Below are 18,528 nucleotides of genomic sequence, written 5' to 3'. Positions count from 1 at the left end.
ATAAGACAAGAAATGATAAAAATCATGGCAGAAATTTTATTAAATTATTATAGTAAAGGATAAAGAAGTTGACCAAACCTGATTTTTGTTTTGCAGAGAATGAAACAAACCAGTAAGTGTTTTTTTATTAGTTGTTTGAGTAGTTTACCTTTTTTGGAAGAAATATTTCTGCTTAAAAATTAAGAAAACATCTAAATGACAGAAAAAATGACAAAAGTGATTAACTTTGCACCATGCAAATTGAGAAAAAAGATATAAGAGCCCTTTCAAAAGATCAATTACGTGATTTTTTTGTTGCGAATAACGACAAAGCATTTCGTGGAAATCAAGTGTATGAATGGCTATGGAATAAAGGAGCGCATAGTTTTGATGATATGACCAATGTTGCCAAATCAACTAGGTCTATGCTGGAAGAAAATTTTGTAATTAACCATATTAAGGTAGACACCATGCAGCGCAGTAATGACGGAACGGTAAAAAATGCCGTACGTCTGCACGATGGTTTAGTGGTAGAATCGGTTTTAATTCCAACAGAAACCAGAACAACTGCCTGTGTTTCGAGTCAGGTAGGTTGCAGCTTAGATTGTAATTTCTGTGCTACAGCAAGGTTAAAACGTATGCGAAATCTAGAGCCAGGAGAAATCTACGATCAGATTATGGCAATCGATAAAGAAAGCCGTTTGTATTACAATCATCCGCTTTCGAATATTGTATTTATGGGAATGGGAGAACCTTTAATGAACTATAACAATGTCATTAAAGCAATAGATATGATTACTTCTTCTGAAGGTTTAGGAATGTCTCCAAAACGTATTACACTTTCAACATCGGGAATCCCGAAAATGATTAAAAAAATGGCCGATGATGAAGTAAAATTCAAATTGGCGGTTTCTCTGCATTCGGCAATTGATGAAACTCGTGCGAAGATTATGCCTTTCAGCAAAAACTTTCCTTTAAAAGATTTGAGAGAAGCATTAGAATATTGGTACAGAAAAACCAAAAGCAAAATTTCATACGAATATGTAGTTTGGAAAGGAATTAATGACGATAAAGCTTCGGTTGATGCATTGGTGAAATTCTGTAAATATGTGCCATGTAAAGTCAATTTAATTGAATACAACCCAATTGATGATGGTGAGTTTCAACAAGCTTCAGAAGAATCGATTAATGCTTATATAAAAGCATTGGAAAATATTGGAGTAGTGGTTAAAGTACGCAGAAGTCGAGGAAAAGATATTGATGCGGCCTGCGGACAATTGGCCAACAAAGAAGGATAAAACAAGAACTAGTTCTTATAGAACATTATTATTGCTTTCAATTTTTTTTATCTCTCCGGGATTCCATCATTTATAAAAACTCCGTTAGGAGTTACAAATGGGTTGAAAAACGATTTTAGGTATAGATGTCCCGTAGCGACTATATTATTAATAACATAAAAAAGCATTAAAAACAAGGGTGAAATCTTGTTCTTAATGCTTTTTTTCTGGGCAAAAAGGGATTCTATTTTTTCAAATCTATTTCTTCTGTAACACCATCTTTGGTTACAGCAGCAAGAGTATCGCAATCTCCATTACCGTAGTTAATAGTAGCCGAAGCTCCGTTTTTAGTTATCGATACAACACCTTTCACAGCAAATGATTTTCTGCATGAAGCTTTAAACTCTAAAGGAGTTGTAATTTCTGCCGAAAAAGTATCCCCGTTAGGAAATGTCGTAGTGCCGCTTCCTGTTACCACAAAAACATTATCTTCCCAGTTAAACCAAGTATTGTATCCTGCAGTCATTTCTTTTACCAAAGAACCTTTTCTAGAATACACTTTTCCGTCATCAAAAGTAATGGTCAAATCAATTTCAGCGGTTAGAACTGGGTGAGCTTCTGCTTGTAAATCAGTTGATCTAACAGTTCTCACGATGCTTTTGCTTCCTTGAAGTTTTTTACCATTATGATAAAATCCTTCAAATGTATAACTGATGGTTTGTGTTGAAGCCGAAAAATCATTAGAAAACGAAATAACCATTTTTCCTTTTACAGTATTTCCGTTGTCAAGCGTACAGCCGTCAACGCCAAAATCTACCGTTTTTGTAAAAGTATTATTCGTAAGAACAGTTGTGATAACCGCGCAGCTTGGCAAAAAGTTTTTTACAGGACCGCTGGCTTTACTGTTTATGTTTAATTGTGAATTAAATTGGTCTTCGGCAATATTTGTAACATCATCTATAGAAGCATCAATTTTAGCGTTTGCTGCTATTTCATCATTTGTAATTACTTTACTAGATCCGTCATTTGTGCTTTCATCAGAATTACAGCTTGTAAAGAATGATAAAGCGATGCATGTTCCCATTAATAAAAATTTTGTTTTCATAATAAATAGCTTTTTTGGTTTTACTTTTAATTAGTGAATTCAAATTAGTATTAGATTGAGATGTTTTTGGATTGGTTTTTTTAATTAGTATTGAAATTGTTGATATACTAACATAAAATAGACAACGTTTTTTTATTTAAAATAGTATATTTGGAATCGAAATGAATATTACTTCACAAATAAAACAGCCGATCATTACCGAGATGGAACTTTTCGAAAAAAAGTTCCATGAATCGATGACTTCGAAGGTTGCGCTACTGAACAGAATTACCTATTATATTGTAAACCGAAAAGGAAAACAAATGCGTCCGATGTTTGTTTTTCTTACAGCAAAAATGGTTTCTGGCGGTACTGTAAACGAAAGAACGTATCGTGGTGCTTCGGTTATTGAGTTAATTCATACGGCCACTTTGGTTCACGATGATGTTGTGGACGATAGTAACCGCCGCCGCGGATTTTTCTCAATCAATGCACTTTGGAAAAATAAGATTGCCGTTTTAGTGGGGGATTATTTACTCTCAAAAGGATTGCTTTTGTCAATCGATAATGGCGATTTTGATCTTTTAAGAATCATTTCGGTAGCGGTTCGTGAAATGAGCGAAGGAGAATTACTTCAAATTGAAAAAGCCCGCCGACTCGATATTACCGAAGACGTTTACTACGAAATCATCAGAAAGAAAACAGCAACGCTTATTGCCGCTTGTTGTGCGCTTGGTGCAAAAGCCGTAATTGAAGATGATGCGCAAGTTGAAAACATGCGTAAATTTGGTGAATTGATTGGAATGGCGTTTCAAATCAAAGATGATTTATTTGATTACAGCGAAGAAGCCATTGGCAAACCAACCGGAATCGATATTAAAGAGCAGAAAATGACTTTGCCTTTAATTCACGTTTTAAATACCTGTACTCCGCAGGAAAAAAAGTGGCTGATAAACTCTATCAAAAACCACAACAAAGACAAAAAGCGCGTAAAAGAAGTAATTGCCTTTGTAAAAAATAATAATGGTTTGGCTTACGCCGAAAACAAAATGGTCGAATTCCAACAAGAAGCACTTTCTCTTTTAGAAAATTACCCAGATTCTGATTTCAAAGCAGCACTCACTTTGATGGTGAATTATGTTATTGAAAGGAAGAAGTAATTTCTTCGATTAAATAATTAGAAAATTTATCCACTAAATAATTTGGTTTACATTGTTGTAAATCAGCTGTTTTTTTGTGCAATTTTGGATTTTGGAATTTTTTTATTGAAATTTCTCCCACCCTCATGCAACCATTTCAAATCGACAATCGTCTATGCTAATAGAAGTCTATTTCTAAAACCAAAACCAAAAAGCTTATTAATGAAAATTATTTCGTTACATCAAGAAGAAACCAAAATCATAAAGTTGGCTGTCGAAAACAATCGTCAGGCTCAGCAGCAGATTTACGGTAAATATTCTTCGAAAATGTTAAGCGTGTGCCGACAATATATAAAGGACATTCAGCTGGCAGAAGATGTAATGATAACGGCTTTCATGAAAGTGTTTACCAATCTAAACAAATTTGAACACAAAGGAAGTTTTGAAGGCTGGATCCGCCGAATAATGGTAAACGAATGCATTTCGTATTTAAGAGTTCAGAAAAAAGTACAATTTGCCGAAGATGAATTTTTTACAGAAGAAAGTTTCAATGAAATCGATAGCCAATTTACGGTAGAACAAATTCAATATTTAATTGATGCTTTGCCCGACGGTTACAAAATGGTTTTCAATTTATATGCGATTGAAGGTTACAAACACAATGAAATTGCCAAGATGTTAGGAATTAATGAAGGAACATCGAAGTCGCAATTATCGCACGCTAGAAAAATGCTGCAAACACAAATTACTATTTTAAAAAAACAAGATAATGGAACCGAATAATTTTGAAGAGGATTTCCGTGAAAAACTAAATCAACGCAAAATTGAGCCAAGCAGCAAAGCTTGGGATCGATTGGATGCAATGTTGAGTGTAGCCGAAGAAAAGAAACCGGAGAAAAGCAGAAAATGGCTGTATATCGCAGCGAGTTTTATTGGATTTATACTTGTTGGGACTTTCTTTTTCAATCAAAAAGGAAATACAATCGAATCGCCTAAAAATGTTGTAGTAGAAAAAGGAATCAGAAAAGATTCTGTCGAAAAACCGCTTATAAATACCGGTGATTCCATTAAAACAGAAATAGCGATTTCAGAGAATCCTTCAAAAGAAACCTATCAAGAAGAAAAAAAGCCTAATCAGCAAACGAATATACTTCTTCAAAATAAATCAAATCAAATCGCGGAGTCTTCAGTCATCATCAAAAACAATCAAGAACAACAATCAACGAATAACAATCAAACTGTAATTGCCGAAAATCCCAAAAAAGAAAACATAGATCAATTGCTTGAAACTGCCGAAAATAAAGTTATAGCAGACAATGCAAGCAAAACTAAAAAAGCCAAAGTAAAAATAAATGCGGCCGATTTATTGAATCAGGTCGATGGCGAATTAGAACTTTCGTTTAGAGAAAAAGTAATTACGAAAGTCAACAAAAATTTTCAGGAAGTAAAAGTGGCTTTGTCTAACAGAAACAAGCAGGAATAGAGCGTTAAGAGCATAAAATTAAGAGCATAGAAGGAAAAAGCAAGAAGGAAGAATATGAGTTTTCAGTTCCGAAGGAACAATCTATATTGTAGCGTCGGGTTTTAACCCGCTGGATGAAACAACAATTCATCATTTACAATTCATCATTAAAAAATCATCAATCAAATATTTAATCATTTTAAAACAATCAATCATGAAAAATTTTACCATTTATTTTATACTTTTCTTCTTTTTGGTAGTAAGTAAAGTAATAGGACAAGAGACTTTTGAATCTGAAGCCAAAAGAATTGCCAATAAAATCGAGAAAATCACCAAAGAAGAAAAAGAAGCTTTAAAAGAAGAAATCGAAGCTGTAAACGTTCAGTTGTCAGAAGGTAAAATCACACAAGAACAAGCTGATAAACGTAAAAGAGAACTAGCAGAAGCAAGAGCTGTAATTATTGAGGAAAAAATAACTCTGGCTCAAAATGAACTAAATGACTTGGTTCAGAAAAAAGTTGATGGGAAAATAAAAGAAGATTCTGCAAAAGTCTATATGATTCGATGGAAATCCTTTAAACATAATAAAGATTCTATCCGAGGCGAAAAAAGAACCACTTCGCAGTTCGTATTTGCAATGGGTTTGAATAATACACTTGCTGATGGAAAACTTCAAGATTCAAAATATAGTTTTATAGGTTCGCATTTTTACGAATGGGGTTTTACCTATAATTCAAGATTAATGAAAAACCACAATCTGCTTCATGCCAAATACGGACTTTCGTTGATGTACAATAATATCCGTCCCACTGATAATAAAAGTTTTGTAGTAAACGGAGATCAAACGGATCTCGAAGTTAACCCAATTCACTTGACTGAATCTCGTTTTAGAAATGTCTATTTAGTTGCTCCAGTGCATTTAGAATTCGATTTCTCGAGACCCGTTCAAAACAATGGGAAAACTTATTTTAAAACGCATAAAAGCTTCCGTTTTGGAGTAGGAGGATATGCTGGAGTGAATGTGAAATCTAAACAAATCCTCAAATTCGAAGAGGATGATTTAAAGTACAAAACCAGAATAAAAGGGGATTATAATGTAAATAATTTTATATACGGATTGAGTTCTTATATAGGGTACCGAGAATTGAGTTTGTACTTTAAATATGATTTAAATCCGTTGTTTCAGAATAATTTAGTTAAAGAAAATAATATTTCTTTAGGCTTGCGTTTCGATTTAAATTAAAAATAAAGTTGAGTTTAGTTAGTGAAAAAGTGTCTCGAGAGAGGCACTTTTTTTATTTTAATAATAAAAATTCAGCTTGGATTTACGTATTTTTACAGGCTAAAATTTTTAAAAAATAAATTACGTTTTGATTTCACAAAGTACAATAGACGCTGTTTTTGAAACTGCTCGAGTAGAGGAGGTTATTGGCGATTTTGTCAATTTGAAACGTGCTGGAAGTAACTTTAAAGGTCTGAGCCCGTTTTCAGATGAACGTTCGCCTTCGTTTATGGTTTCTCCAGCAAAAGGAATCTGGAAAGATTTCAGCTCCGGAAAAGGAGGGAATTCTGTCGCATTTTTGATGGAACATTCTCATTTTACCTATCCAGAAGCCATTCGTTATCTGGCTAAAAAATACAATATTGAAATTGAAGAAACTGAGCAGACAGATGCTGAAAAAGCAAATACAGACATTCGCGAAAGTATGTATCTGGTTTCTGAATTTGCAGCCAAATATTTTCAGGATGTATTAATCAATTCTGAAGAAGGGAAAGCAATAGGATTATCTTATTTCAAAGAAAGAGGTTTTACTAACGAAACCATCAAAAAATTTAATTTAGGATATTCGCCTGAAACCTGGGATGCTTTAACAAAAGAAGCGCTCGGAAAAGGTTACAAATTAGAATTCTTAGAAAGCACTGGTTTAACAATTCCCAGAGAAGACCGTCCTTTTGACCGATTTAAGGGACGTGTAATGTTTCCCATTCATAGTATGTCGGGACGAGTTTTGGGTTTTGGGGGGCGTATTTTAACGAATGATAAAAAAGCGGCTAAATACCTTAACTCACCAGAAAGTGATATTTACCATAAAAGTAAAGTCCTTTACGGAATTTATCAGGCCAAGCAGTCAATTGCTAAACAAAACAACTGTTATCTTGTTGAGGGTTATACTGATGTGATTCAGTTTAATCAGGCTGGAATTGAGAATGTTGTAGCGTCCTCAGGAACAGCTTTAACACCAGATCAGATTCGTTTGGTAAATCGTCTTACAAGAAATATTACAGTACTTTTTGACGGTGATGCGGCAGGTTTACGAGCTTCTATACGTGGAATCGATTTGATTCTGGAAGAAGGAATGAACGTAAGAGTCTGTGCATTTCCTGATGGAGAAGATCCTGATAGTTTTGCTAGAAAAAATTCGCATGACGATCTAGTAGCATATCTCGAAAACAATAGTAAAGATTTTATTCAATTTAAAGCTTCGATCTTAATGGGCGAAGCTAAAAATGATCCTATCAAAAAAGCCGATTTAATTCGTGATATGGTCACGAGTATTTCTAAAATTCCAGATCGTATTCAGCGCGAAGTCTATATTCAGGAATGTGCAAGAATCATGGATATTTCTGAGCAGGTATTGGTGAGTACATTGGCACAGCTGGTTCAAAAAGATCTTGCAGAAGCTAATAAAAAGCAAAAACAAGAACAAAAACCTTTTCAAGTTTTTAGAAATCAAAATCAAAATCAGAACCCTGTTAGTTTTTCAGGAGGAGATCCAGAAGATCCAAGAACTGGACCTCCAGACGATTATTATCCCGGAGATATGGGGTATCCTCAAGAAGCCGCAGAAAAAGTAGATATTTTGTATGGTTTTGAAAGAAAGGTTATAGAGTTGCTTCTTTTGTATGGAAGTGTTACAGAAGATTTTGAAGATGTTTTCCTAAAAGCAGATGAAGAAGGAAATGTAAAAGAAGTTTCTGAAAAAAGAAAGTATAAAGTTTACGAAAAAATATATTTAAGCCTTCAAGAAGATGAAATCGAGTTGTCTAACGCATTATTTCAAAATCTTTTTGCCAATATCATTGATTTCTACAATCAAAATGAGACTTTTAGTTTAGATAAATATTTAATGCACCTGCCGCCAGAATTTGCGCAGGAAGTAACTAATATTTTAATGGAAGATGAAAAAGTGACCATTCATAATTGGGAAGGACAGAACATTTTCCCAAAACATAAAAATGTCACAATTGAACAAAATGTTTCGGATACAATCTTTTCGATGCGATGGTTTTTGGTTTCAAAAATTATTCACGACCTAAAGCAATCACTTATAACCGATCCGCAGGATGATAATTCGGAATTATTGATGATGGTGGTTGATTATTCGAAACTGCTCAATAATTTTTCAAAGAAACTAGGACGGGTAGTCGTTCCTTATCACTCATAAGTCAAAAAGCTCTATACTGTAAACAATATAGAGCTTTTTTTTATGGTTAATGTTTTGCCGAAGCAAACCAGGATACCATTACATTAGATGATTTCTAAAGTCTTAGCTTTATTTACTAAATCAACTAAGTTAGTAACGTTTAATTTTGTTAACAATCTTAATTTGTAAGTACTGATCGTTTTTTCGTTCAGGCTTAAGATTTTAGAGATTTCGTTGTTTTTCTTACCATCGCTTAGGTAGCGTAAAACTTCGATTTCACGGTTAGAAAGTTTTCTGTACAAACGCTCACTTTTGCTTTGTTTAGCAATAAGTGCCATGTTTTTACGCACAGTTTCGTTGATGATAATTTTTCCTTCGTGTACTTTAATAATAGAAAGACCTAAAGTTTCAAGTTTTTCTGTTTTGTGTACATAACCGGATACACCAGCTTTAATCGCATTTGGAGCATACATTTGCTCTGCAAGGTCACTGAAAATTACAATTTTTGTTTTTGGGAAATTTTTCAAGATAGATTTAACTTCAAAGATACTTGAAAGACCTTCTAATTCTAGATCTAAAATTAGGATGTCGATCTCCTTCGTTTGAAGAATATCTCTAACCATTGAAAAATTGCCTACGTTGGCAACAACTGAAATTTGATCGTGGTCTTTGAAATAAGACTTAACGCCAAAGTGAGTCACAGGATGATTGTCTGCAAGACATACTTTAATCATAATTTTACCTTTTTAGAATTGTTATCATGTTTTTGGAGCTGTAAAATTAATAAATAAATTCTGTAATTAATTGCAGACAAATGTTAAAATATTTATTTTAACGTTTTTGGGATCTCACAAACAGGTATTGGATCCATTTTATGCTTGTTGCTGGTGTTTAATCTTTTATAGATTTCAAAGACAGATTTTTCTCTCCCAGTGAAGTTATCCGCTGTATTTCCTGACTCTGACGCGATCATCGCCCATTCTAATTCATCGTAACTTGCGCCTAATTGATCTTCATCTGTTCTATTGTCGCCAAAAAGTCCGTCTGTTGGAGCAGCTGTTAAAATTGATTCTGGAACACCTAAATAAGTTCCTAAAGCAAAAACGTCAGATTTCATTAAATCAGCAATTGGACTCAAATCTACACCACCATCTCCGTATTTTGTATAGAATCCTACACCGAAATCTTCTACCTTATTGCCCGTCCCTGCTACTAATAGCCCGTTTATTCCTGCTAAATAATATAAAGAAGTCATTCTTAAACGCGCTCGAGTATTCGCTAACGATAAATTAACTTTTGTTGAATCTTTTGAAGAGGGTACAGAATCCTTAAATGCTTCAAAAGTAGCTGTTAAGTCAGTTTGGACACTTGACACATTTGGGAAACGCTTTTTTAACTGCTCTATATGTTCTTTTCCTCTAGAAACTTGACTTTCAGCTTGATGAATCGGCATTTCAACACATAAAACCTGCAGTCCGGTCTGCGCACAGAGCGTAGAAGTGACAGCAGAATCGACTCCGCCGGAAATTCCAACGACAAATCCGTTCGCTTTTGCAGTTACCGCATAATTTTTTAACCATTCAACAATATGTGTATTTACTTTTTCTGTCTGAATTGTGCTTTTTTTAGCCATAATAGTTCAAGTTTTAAGATGCAGGGATTATATTTGCAGAATTATTTTTTAAGTATACGAATACTTAAAATCCTGCAACACAAATCTAATTAAAATAAAATGAAAATGTATCGCTTTGTAGTGGTTCTGTGCTTGTTTTTTTTGTCTTGTGACCAAAAAACAAAGGTTGAAAAAGAAGTCGAGGAAATTCCAGTAGACGTTAAAGTAGAACGCTTTGACAAAGTGTTTTTTGAAACTAAGCCTGAAGATTTAGCTAAAATAAAAAAACAATATCCTTATTTCTTTCCTGGAAATGATGATAATGTATGGCTTCAAAAAATGAAGGAACCCATCTGGAGAGAAGTTTATGATGAGGTTCAAAAAAAATATTCCAATTTTGAGCCAGTGCGAGAAGAGTTTAATTCACTTTTCCAGCATATAAAATATTATTTTCCTAAAACAAAAACTCCTAAAGTAATTACAGTAATAGGAGAAATGGATTATAATGCTAAAGCAATTTATGCAGACAGTCTGGTAGTGGTGGCTTTAGAACTATATTTAGGTAAAGATCATAAGTTTTATGAGTTTCCAAATTATCTAAAACAAAATTTTGAAGAAAAGCAAATCATGCCAGATGTGGTTTCGAGTTTTACTTATAGAAACATTCCTGCGTATCCTGATAAGAATTTGGTTTCGCAAATGATTTTTGAAGGCAAACAATTGTATGCAAAAGATTTATTGCTGCCGAATTATACCGATGCGGAAAAAATGGGGTATACACCCGAACAAATAAAATGGTGTGAAGAAAATGAAAGCTATATGTGGCGTTATTTTCTAGAAAACGAAATGCTGTACAGTTTAGATCCTAAACTTACAACCCGTTTTATTACGCCGGCTCCGTTTTCTAAATTTTATCTCGAAATCGATAACGATTCTCCAGGAAGAGTTGGAGCATGGATTGGATGGCAGATTGTACGTTCTTATATGAAGAATAATAACGTATCGTTGTCAGAATTATTAAAAGTGAATGCAAAAGAAATTTTCGAAAAGTCAAAATATAAACCTAAGAAATAATGTCAAATACAATAAAATCAGAAATTAAATTCAATATAGAATTAGACGAGAACCGAGTTCCGGAAAAATTAACTTGGAGTGCACAAGACGGCGGCGTAGTTGCGGAAGAAGCAAAAGCTATTATGTTGTCAATCTGGGATAGCAAAGCGCAGGAAACAATGCGTATTGATCTTTGGACAAAAGATATGCCGGTAGACGAAATGAAGATTTTCTTCCACCAGACTTTAGTAGCAATGGCAGACACCTTTAAACGTGCCACAGACGATGAAAAAATGTCTGACACAATGAAGGATTTTTGTGATTACTTTGCAGAAAAATTGGAACTTACGAAACAATAGTAGAAATTCCAATTAAATAAAAAATCCCAAATTCCGAGTTTAAACTTGGAATTTGGGATTTTTATTATGGTGTATTATATAAGTATAATTCTTCGAATTTGAAATTTTAAAAAATTGGAATTTCAAATCAAAACTCACTATTATTTTTAAAAACTTCCTGATTTACTTCATCAATATAAGATAAAACTTCTTCTCGTCCAGTAGCTTCTGTAGAGGAAGTGACAAAGTAATGCGGCATTTCGGCCCAGTTATTAGCATACATTTGTTTGCGGTAAGCGGCAATGTGAGCCTCAACCTTTCCTTTACTGATTTTATCTGCTTTGGTAAAAATAATGCAGAACGGAATTTCGCTTTCGCCCATATACGACATAAATTCAATATCGATTTTTTGTGCTTCATGGCGAATATCAATCAAAACAAAAGCACAGACTAATTGTTGTCTGTTTTCGAAATAATCAGTAATAAATTCCTGAAAAACCGATTTTGTTTTCTTGGAAACTTTAGCGTAACCGTAACCTGGCAAATCGACTAAAAACCAATTATTGTTAATCTTAAAGTGATTTATTAATTGAGTTTTTCCCGGTTTTCCCGAAGTTTTAGCTAAATTTTTGTGATTCGTAAGCATGTTGATCAAAGAGGACTTACCAACGTTTGATCGGCCTATGAAAGCGTACTCGGGTAAAAAATCTTTCGGACACTTTGATGCATCAGAATTACTGACAATAAATTCGGCGGTATTAATTTTCATGTTTCTTGGTTTTAAAACCTCCTAAAATCGAAAGTTAAATGCTATAAATTTTTCTCAGTAAGCCATTTTTCAAGAACTTCGTTAAATTCCTGAGGATGTTCCATCATGGCAGCATGTCCGCATTTGTCAATCCAATATAAAGTTGAATTAGGCAGTAACGTATGAAATTCTTCGGCAACATTTGGTGGTGTTACAGAATCATTCTTGCCCCAAATAATGCAGGTTTCAACTGTCATTTTTGGTAAATCTTTGGCCATATTATGACGAATTGCGCTTTTGGCAATCGTTAATGTTTTGATCAATTTGATGCGGTCATTTGCAGTTGCATAAACTTCATCAATAAGCTCAGGAGTTGCAATTTTAGGATCATAAAATACATCTTCAGCTTTCTTTTTGATGTACTCATAATCACCTCTTCTTGGATAACTGTCTCCCATTGCACTTTCGTAAAGACCTGAACTTCCTGTAATTACAAGTCCAGCCACTTTTTCAGGATACAGCTTTGTGTGATACAATGCAATATGTCCTCCTAATGAGTTTCCTAATAAAATAACTTTGTCAAAACCTTTAAAAGTAATAAAGTCTTTGACGTATTTAGCGAAGCTTTTTACGTTCGTTTTTAAAATGCTTTGTGTGTATATTGGCAAGTCCGGGATTACCACTTTGTATCCTTTCGTTGGGAAATATTGCGCTACACCATCAAAGTTACTAAGTCCCCCCATTAATCCATGTAAAATAACAATCGGAGTTCCTTCACCAGCTTCATAATAGCTGTATTTGCCTTCTTTTTTGTAGTTTTTGTCCATCTAGTTTTATGCCAATTTCAATTTCGACAAATATAGGGTTAATTACATAAAAATTAATTTTTGCTGCCATTTTTTAACTACATAATTTAAGTAGAATTTATAAGTGTTTAAAAATCAGGTTTTAGAGTGGGTTTTGTGATATTTCCTTAATGTTAATTTTGTTGCATTATCGTTACTTTTTTAAGAGAATTACTATATATTTTTTTTAATTGTTAAAAGATTTGATTTTTTCGCTGATTAATATCTAAAGTATTGATTATTCAATATTTAAAGGAAGTGGGACAAAAGTGGTTAAACTTATCAACAAAGTGGTATTTAGTGGTAATATGTGGTAATTTTTTTTATATTTTTGCTGTGTAACATGTTAAGTGGTTTTTCTTGAATACAATTGTTGGGACATATGAGTGTAAAGTTGATGCTAAGGGGAGGTTAATGATACCTGCGCCTCTTAAAAAGCAATTGGCTTCCTCACTTCAAGACGGATTTGTTTTGAAGCGTTCGGTTTTTCAACAGTGTTTGGAGTTGTATCCAATGGAAGAATGGAATTTAATGATGGCAAAAATTAATAAGCTGAATCGTTTTGTGAAAAAGAACAATGATTTCATCCGCAGATTTACTGCCGGCGTAAAAGTGGTAGAGATTGATGCATTAGGAAGATTGTTGGTGCCAAAAGATTTAGTGACGTTTTCTGGTATTTCTAAAGATGTTGTATTCTCATCTGCGGTTAATATTGTGGAAATTTGGGATAAAGATTTATATGAAAAATCAATAAGCGGCGAAGATATGGATTTTGCTGATTTAGCCGAGGAAGTAATGGGAAATATTAATGACGACGACAATGGAATATCATAATCCGGTTTTACTTCATCCGACTGTTGATGGTTTAAATATTAAGCCTGACGGCATCTATGTAGATGTGACGTTTGGTGGCGGCGGCCACTCAAAAGAAATTTTGAAACGTTTAGGGCCAAATGGAAAATTATTTGCTTTTGATCAGGATGAAGATGCTCTTGCAAATGCGCTTCCAGACGAAAGATTTACACTGATTAATGAAAACTTCAGATTCATCAAAAGATTTCTTCGTTTTCATGGTGTAAAAGCAGTTGACGGAATTCTGGCTGATTTAGGAGTTTCATCACACCAGTTTGATGTTCCAGAAAGAGGTTTTTCAACCCGATTCGATGCTGAACTGGATATGCGGATGAGTCAAAAAAATGATTTAAATGCGTATCGTGTAGTGAACGAATATGAAGAACAGGATTTGCGTCGTGTTTTTTTTGATTATGGGGAATTGAAAAATGCACCCGCTCTGGCAAGAACAATTGTAGAAGCGAGAAGAGAATATCCAATCAAAACAACTGATGAATTAAAAGAAGTTTTGAAAATATATCTTCCTGAAAAAGTTCGAAACAAAATATTAGCTCAGATTTATCAAGCTATCCGAATTGAAGTAAATCAGGAAATGGATGTTTTAAAAGAATTTATTGAGCAGTCATTAGAAATTTTAAAACCAGGCGGAAGATTCTCAGTAATCTCATACCATTCTTTAGAAGACAGATTGGTAAAAAGATTTATAAAAAACGGAATGTTTGAAGGAGAACCAGAACGCGATTTTTTTGGAAACTATTCGGTACCGTTTAAAACAATTGGAAAATTGATTGTTCCTGATGATGAAGAAATCAAAATAAACAACAGAGCAAGAAGTGCCAAATTGAGAATTGCAGAAAAGATATAATATATATAGGTAGAAAAAATGAAAGGGGGAGTATTCGCAATATTAAAAGCAAGATTTCTGATTCATGATGATGCAGTAAAAAACTGGCGTTTCATTGTGTTCATAATTCTGCTGGCGATTCTGATGATTGCTAATACACAGCGATACGAGCAAAAAGTTTTTGAGATTGCAAAACTCAATAACGAAGTAAAAGAATTGCGATCAGAATTTGTAGATCGACGTTCAGAATTGATGAAATTAAAAATGGAATCCACGATATCGGATAAAATGAAAGAAAAACAAATCTTTCCATCAACGGTTCCGCCTATTAAAATTGAAGTTAAAAAAGAAGAAGAAAAAAGTTTCTTTAAAAGAATATGGCAGTAGACGATAAACATATATCCTACAGAATTTACCTCGTAGCAGTTTTCATCTTTTTGATGGCAATTGCTATTGTCGTTAAATTAACCAATATTCAATGGGTTGAAGGAGATTATTATAGAAAACTAGCGAAACAGCGTACCGTTAGAAACTTTGTAATTCCGGCTAACAAAGGAAATATTTATTCGGCTGACGGAAGTTTATTGGCAACATCAATCCCGAATTATGAAATTCGTTTTGATGCAAAAGCGCCAAAAAAAGAAACTTTTGAGAAGTATGTAAAACAACTTTCAGATTCTTTAGAAACAGTTTTAGATAGACCATCAGGTTATTACGAAAAAGAATTAAGAAAAGCACGTGAAAATAAAAACCGTTACTACTTAATTGCCCGCAATTTAAGCTATACCGAATATGTAAAAATTAAAGGTTTTCCATTATTCAATTTAGGAGCTTTTAAAGGCGGAATTATCGTAGAGCAGGAAACGGTTCGAAAACACCCAATTGGGAAAATTGCTGAAAGAACGATTGGTTATGACCGAATTGATCCGACAACAGGAATTGAAGTAGGAAAAGGAATCGAATGGGCTTTTAAAAGCTATTTGAATGGAAAAGACGGTAAAATTTTAAAACAAAAAATTGCAAAAGGACAGTGGAAACCCATTCGTGATGTTAACGAAGTGGATCCAATTGATGGTTACGATGTGATTTCGACAATAGATGTTTTTATTCAGGATATTGCGCATCACGCTTTATTGAAACAGCTGGAAGATTATGAAGCCGATCATGGTTGTGTGGTAGTTATGGAAACGCAGACAGGACATGTAAAAGCAATTTCAAATTTAGGAAGAGCTGAAGACGGATCGTATTACGAAACCACAAATTATGCAATTGCAGAATCTCAGGAGCCGGGATCGACTTTTAAATTAGTGGATTTAATGGCGATTCTAGAAGATAAAGTAGCCGATACCAGTACGGTTTATGACAGCCACGGTGGTATAGTGAAATATTATGGAAGATCGGTACGTGATTCGCATAATGGCGGTTACGGAAAAGTTTCATTAGCCCGCGGATTCGAACTTTCGTCAAATACTGTAATGGTTCAGGCGGTTTATAATAATTACAAAAACAATCCTTCAAAGTTTGTAAATCACATTAAAAGCTATGGATTGAATAAAACATTAGGACTGCATTTTAAAGGAGAAGGAAGACCGTATATTCCAGAACCTGGAGACAAACATTGGTCAGGAACTACACTTCCGTGGATGGCTTTTGGATACAATGTTTCGGTTACGCCTATGCAGACCCTTGCTTTTTATAATTCAGTTGCCAATAATGGTGTAATGGTAAAACCGCAGTTTGTATCTGAAATTAAAGAATGGAACAAAACCATTAAAAAGTTTGATGTTGAAGTCATCAATCCAAAGATTTGTTCTCCTGAGACGCTGAAGAAAATAAAAGCAGTTTTGCAAAATGTAGTTAAAAAAGGAACAGGTTCTAAATTGTATTCGAAAGATTTTTCGATGGCAGGAAAAACAGGAACAGCTCAGGTAAATTATGGTGGTAAAGAAGGAAAATCAGCATTGTATTATGCTTCTTCTTTTGTGGGCTACTTTCCAGCAGATCATCCAAAATATTCTTGTATTGTAGTAGTTCATAAACCCAATACAGCTAAGAATAATTATTACGGAGCAGACGTTGCAGGACCAGTTTTTAAAAGAATTGCTCAAAAGATTTTTACAGATGCGCCTTCAACTAATAAAATTAAACAACTCGATTCTAAAATAGCAAAACAAGAAACAAGCTATGATAAATACGATTTAGAATCGAGAAAAAAAACAAATCAAATTCCTGATTTAAAAGGAATGCCTGGAATGGATGCTATTGCTTTATTAGAAAATTTAGGTTTGAAAGTAAAGGTAAATGGGGTAGGAAAAGTAAAGAATCAATCGATTCAGGCTGGGCAGAGTATAAATAAGAACACAACTATAGTATTAGAATTATCGTGAAAATACTAAAAGACATATTATATAAGGTAGCAATTGAATCTGTAACAGGTTCAACAGAAATTGGTATTCAGAACATTGAATTTGATTCACGTAAAGTACAATCAGATGATGTTTTCGTGGCCATTCGCGGTTCACTTTCTGATGGGCATGATTATATCGAAAAAGCAATTCAGTTAGGAGCAACAGCGATTATCTGCGATACGCTTCCTCAAAATGTAGAAAAAGGAATCACCTACATTCAGGTAAAAGATACAAATACAGCATTGGCTTTTATGGCTGCTAATTATTTTGGAGATCCTTCTTCAAAATTAAAATTAACAGGTGTAACCGGAACTAACGGAAAAACAACCATTGCATCATTATTATATCAGTTATTCAAAAAAGCAGGATTTAAAGTAGGTTTATTATCAACCGTAAAAATCATGGTTGATGAAACGGAATATCCGGCAACACATACAACGCCAGATTCAATTACGATTAATCATTATTTAAATGAAATGATTGAAGCAGGTGTAGCCTATTGTTTTATGGAAGTAAGTTCTCATGGAATCCACCAAAAACGTACAGAAGCGTTACATTTTGCAGGTGGAATTTTCACGAACCTTTCTCACGATCATTTGGATTATCACGCTACGTTCGCGGAATACAGAGATGTTAAAAAGTCATTTTTTGATTCTCTGCCAAAAACAGCTTTCGCATTATCGAATATCGATGATAAAAACGGAACGGTTATGCTGCAAAATACCGTAGCAAGAAAGTTGACGTATGCGCTTAAATCGTATGCTGATTTTAAAGCTACAATTTTAGAAAGCCAATTGTCAGGATTACTATTAAAAGTAAATGATAACGAAGTTTGGGTAAAACTAATTGGAACTTTTAATGCATACAATGTTCTGGCAATTTACGGAACCGCTGTAGAATTAGGAATGGATAATCTGGAAGCCCTGCGTTTGCTATCTGATTTAGAAAGTGTTTCAGGACGTTTTCAATACATTGTTACTGATTCGAAAGTAACGGCAATTGTAGATTACGCACACACTCCAGATGCTCTAGAGAATGTTTTAAAAACAGTTGATGACATCCGTACCAAAAACGAACAATTGATTACAGTTGTGGGTTGTGGGGGAAACCGAGATAAAACGAAAAGGCCAATTATGGCAAAAATTGCAACAGATCTAAGTGACAAAGCAATTTTAACATCAGATAATCCAAGAAACGAAGATCCTGAAGTAATTCTAGATGAAATGGAACAAGGTGTTGAAGCTCATAATTATAAAAAAGTTTTGAGAATTACTGATAGAAAACAGGCTATTAAAACTGCTTGTCAGCTGGCTCAGCCCAATGATATTATTTTAATTGCCGGAAAAGGGCACGAAACTTATCAGGAAATAAATGGAGTAAAACACCATTTTGATGATATGGAAACCGTAAAAGAAATTTTAGAACAGTTAAATAAATAACAAAATAAAAATTCGAAATTCTA

At 33.9% G+C, this 18,528-nt stretch carries 18 protein-coding genes; 13 read left to right on the top strand and 5 right to left on the bottom strand.

The genetic code is table 11. The features are described from left to right. The first annotated feature begins 233 nt into the window (after positions 1-233). The gene (rlmN, locus tag J0383_RS06665; RefSeq protein WP_207297642.1) at positions 234-1,277 is read left to right on the top strand and encodes a 23S rRNA (adenine(2503)-C(2))-methyltransferase RlmN; all 1,044 of its coding nucleotides are present in this window, start codon (positions 234-236) and stop codon (positions 1,275-1,277) included. 223 nt (positions 1,278-1,500) lie between these two features. Here rlmN and J0383_RS06660 read toward each other — a convergent pair whose 3' ends face one another. Beyond that, the gene (locus J0383_RS06660) at positions 1,501-2,361 is read right to left on the bottom strand and encodes a hypothetical protein (protein WP_207297641.1); all 861 of its coding nucleotides are present in this window, start codon (positions 2,359-2,361) and stop codon (positions 1,501-1,503) included. A gap of 161 nt (positions 2,362-2,522) precedes the next feature. Between J0383_RS06660 and J0383_RS06655 the strand changes: the two genes are divergently transcribed. From J0383_RS06655 to dnaG, 5 genes are all read left to right on the top strand, one after another. Beyond that, complete coding sequence (locus J0383_RS06655; RefSeq protein ID WP_207297640.1) at positions 2,523-3,500, top strand: polyprenyl synthetase family protein; 978 nt, start codon at positions 2,523-2,525, stop codon at positions 3,498-3,500. Between the two features lie 201 nt (positions 3,501-3,701). Continuing rightward, positions 3,702-4,262: an RNA polymerase sigma factor gene (locus J0383_RS06650; RefSeq protein ID WP_207297639.1), complete on the top strand. Its 561-nt coding sequence runs from the start codon at positions 3,702-3,704 to the stop codon at positions 4,260-4,262. Then, positions 4,249-4,962 (top strand): hypothetical protein, encoded by a 714-nt coding sequence (locus tag J0383_RS06645; RefSeq protein ID WP_207297638.1) that lies wholly within the window; start codon positions 4,249-4,251, stop codon positions 4,960-4,962. Before J0383_RS06650 ends, J0383_RS06645 begins: the two co-directional genes overlap by 14 nt. A gap of 193 nt (positions 4,963-5,155) precedes the next feature. Further along, the gene (locus tag J0383_RS06640) at positions 5,156-6,184 is read left to right on the top strand and encodes a hypothetical protein (protein WP_207297637.1); all 1,029 of its coding nucleotides are present in this window, start codon (positions 5,156-5,158) and stop codon (positions 6,182-6,184) included. Positions 6,185-6,311: 127 nt separating this feature from the next. After that, the gene (dnaG, locus tag J0383_RS06635) at positions 6,312-8,387 is read left to right on the top strand and encodes a DNA primase (RefSeq protein WP_207297636.1); all 2,076 of its coding nucleotides are present in this window, start codon (positions 6,312-6,314) and stop codon (positions 8,385-8,387) included. 83 nt (positions 8,388-8,470) lie between these two features. Here dnaG and J0383_RS06630 read toward each other — a convergent pair whose 3' ends face one another. Both J0383_RS06630 and nadE read right to left on the bottom strand, forming a co-directional pair. Next, the gene (locus J0383_RS06630; RefSeq protein WP_207297635.1) at positions 8,471-9,100 is read right to left on the bottom strand and encodes a response regulator transcription factor; all 630 of its coding nucleotides are present in this window, start codon (positions 9,098-9,100) and stop codon (positions 8,471-8,473) included. A gap of 92 nt (positions 9,101-9,192) precedes the next feature. Next, on the bottom strand, positions 9,193-9,999 hold the full coding sequence (gene nadE / locus J0383_RS06625; protein WP_207297634.1) for an NAD(+) synthase: 807 nt from the start codon (positions 9,997-9,999) through the stop codon (positions 9,193-9,195). 99 nt (positions 10,000-10,098) lie between these two features. Here nadE and gldB point away from each other — a divergent pair, with 99 nt between their 5' ends. Further along, positions 10,099-11,052 carry a gliding motility lipoprotein GldB gene (gene gldB, locus J0383_RS06620; RefSeq protein ID WP_207297633.1) on the top strand — a complete coding sequence of 318 codons (954 nt, stop codon included), beginning with the start codon at positions 10,099-10,101 and terminating at the stop codon, positions 11,050-11,052. Then, entirely contained in the window at positions 11,052-11,390 is a 339-nt protein-coding gene (gene gldC / locus J0383_RS06615) for a gliding motility protein GldC (RefSeq protein WP_207297632.1), read from the top strand. The genes gldB and gldC overlap by 1 nt, the downstream gene beginning before the upstream one ends. Positions 11,391-11,517: 127 nt before the next feature. On the opposite strand, the gene yihA is transcribed toward gldC, so the two are convergent. Both yihA and J0383_RS06605 read right to left on the bottom strand, forming a co-directional pair. Further along, positions 11,518-12,138 (bottom strand): ribosome biogenesis GTP-binding protein YihA/YsxC, encoded by a 621-nt coding sequence (gene yihA / locus J0383_RS06610; protein WP_207297631.1) that lies wholly within the window; start codon positions 12,136-12,138, stop codon positions 11,518-11,520. Between the two features lie 41 nt (positions 12,139-12,179). Next, complete coding sequence (locus J0383_RS06605) at positions 12,180-12,944, bottom strand: alpha/beta fold hydrolase (RefSeq protein ID WP_207297630.1); 765 nt, start codon at positions 12,942-12,944, stop codon at positions 12,180-12,182. Between the two features lie 378 nt (positions 12,945-13,322). Here J0383_RS06605 and J0383_RS06600 point away from each other — a divergent pair, with 378 nt between their 5' ends. From J0383_RS06600 to J0383_RS06580, 5 genes are read left to right on the top strand one after another with little or no spacing between them, the layout of a single operon-like run. After that, positions 13,323-13,796: a division/cell wall cluster transcriptional repressor MraZ gene (locus J0383_RS06600; RefSeq protein ID WP_207297629.1), complete on the top strand. Its 474-nt coding sequence runs from the start codon at positions 13,323-13,325 to the stop codon at positions 13,794-13,796. Then, positions 13,771-14,679, top strand: coding sequence for a 16S rRNA (cytosine(1402)-N(4))-methyltransferase RsmH (rsmH, locus tag J0383_RS06595; protein ID WP_207297628.1), 909 nt, complete (start codon positions 13,771-13,773; stop codon positions 14,677-14,679). Before J0383_RS06600 ends, rsmH begins: the two co-directional genes overlap by 26 nt. 18 nt (positions 14,680-14,697) lie before the next feature. After that, on the top strand, positions 14,698-15,045 hold the full coding sequence (locus J0383_RS06590; protein ID WP_207297627.1) for an FtsL-like putative cell division protein: 348 nt from the start codon (positions 14,698-14,700) through the stop codon (positions 15,043-15,045). Beyond that, complete coding sequence (locus J0383_RS06585) at positions 15,036-17,045, top strand: penicillin-binding protein (RefSeq protein ID WP_207297626.1); 2,010 nt, start codon at positions 15,036-15,038, stop codon at positions 17,043-17,045. The genes J0383_RS06590 and J0383_RS06585 overlap by 10 nt, the downstream gene beginning before the upstream one ends. Then, entirely contained in the window at positions 17,042-18,505 is a 1,464-nt protein-coding gene (locus tag J0383_RS06580; protein WP_207297625.1) for a UDP-N-acetylmuramoyl-L-alanyl-D-glutamate--2,6-diaminopimelate ligase, read from the top strand. The genes J0383_RS06585 and J0383_RS06580 overlap by 4 nt, the downstream gene beginning before the upstream one ends. The last annotated feature ends 23 nt before the right edge of the window (positions 18,506-18,528 follow it).

The sequence above is a fragment of the Flavobacterium endoglycinae genome (assembly GCF_017352115.1).
GTDB classification, from domain to species: domain Bacteria; phylum Bacteroidota; class Bacteroidia; order Flavobacteriales; family Flavobacteriaceae; genus Flavobacterium; species Flavobacterium endoglycinae.
The sequence above is the reverse complement of the archived record's forward strand: the minus strand, read 5'-3'. Positions and strand labels throughout refer to the sequence as shown.

Excerpts from the sequence above, each read along its gene's own strand:
- rlmN (WP_207297642.1), top strand. The coding sequence starts at position 234 with ATGCAAATTGAGAAAAAAGATATAAGAGCCCTTTCAAAAGATCAATTA.
- J0383_RS06660 (WP_207297641.1), bottom strand. The coding sequence starts at position 2,361 with ATGAAAACAAAATTTTTATTAATGGGAACATGCATCGCTTTATCATTC.
- J0383_RS06655 (WP_207297640.1), top strand. The coding sequence starts at position 2,523 with ATGAATATTACTTCACAAATAAAACAGCCGATCATTACCGAGATGGAA.
- J0383_RS06650 (WP_207297639.1), top strand. The coding sequence starts at position 3,702 with ATGAAAATTATTTCGTTACATCAAGAAGAAACCAAAATCATAAAGTTG.
- J0383_RS06645 (WP_207297638.1), top strand. The coding sequence starts at position 4,249 with ATGGAACCGAATAATTTTGAAGAGGATTTCCGTGAAAAACTAAATCAA.
- J0383_RS06640 (WP_207297637.1), top strand. The coding sequence starts at position 5,156 with ATGAAAAATTTTACCATTTATTTTATACTTTTCTTCTTTTTGGTAGTA.
- J0383_RS06630 (WP_207297635.1), bottom strand. The coding sequence starts at position 9,100 with ATGATTAAAGTATGTCTTGCAGACAATCATCCTGTGACTCACTTTGGC.
- nadE (WP_207297634.1), bottom strand. The coding sequence starts at position 9,999 with ATGGCTAAAAAAAGCACAATTCAGACAGAAAAAGTAAATACACATATT.
- gldB (WP_207297633.1), top strand. The coding sequence starts at position 10,099 with ATGAAAATGTATCGCTTTGTAGTGGTTCTGTGCTTGTTTTTTTTGTCT.
- gldC (WP_207297632.1), top strand. The coding sequence starts at position 11,052 with ATGTCAAATACAATAAAATCAGAAATTAAATTCAATATAGAATTAGAC.
- yihA (WP_207297631.1), bottom strand. The coding sequence starts at position 12,138 with ATGAAAATTAATACCGCCGAATTTATTGTCAGTAATTCTGATGCATCA.
- J0383_RS06605 (WP_207297630.1), bottom strand. The coding sequence starts at position 12,944 with ATGGACAAAAACTACAAAAAAGAAGGCAAATACAGCTATTATGAAGCT.
- rsmH (WP_207297628.1), top strand. The coding sequence starts at position 13,771 with ATGACGACGACAATGGAATATCATAATCCGGTTTTACTTCATCCGACT.
- J0383_RS06590 (WP_207297627.1), top strand. The coding sequence starts at position 14,698 with ATGAAAGGGGGAGTATTCGCAATATTAAAAGCAAGATTTCTGATTCAT.
- J0383_RS06585 (WP_207297626.1), top strand. The coding sequence starts at position 15,036 with ATGGCAGTAGACGATAAACATATATCCTACAGAATTTACCTCGTAGCA.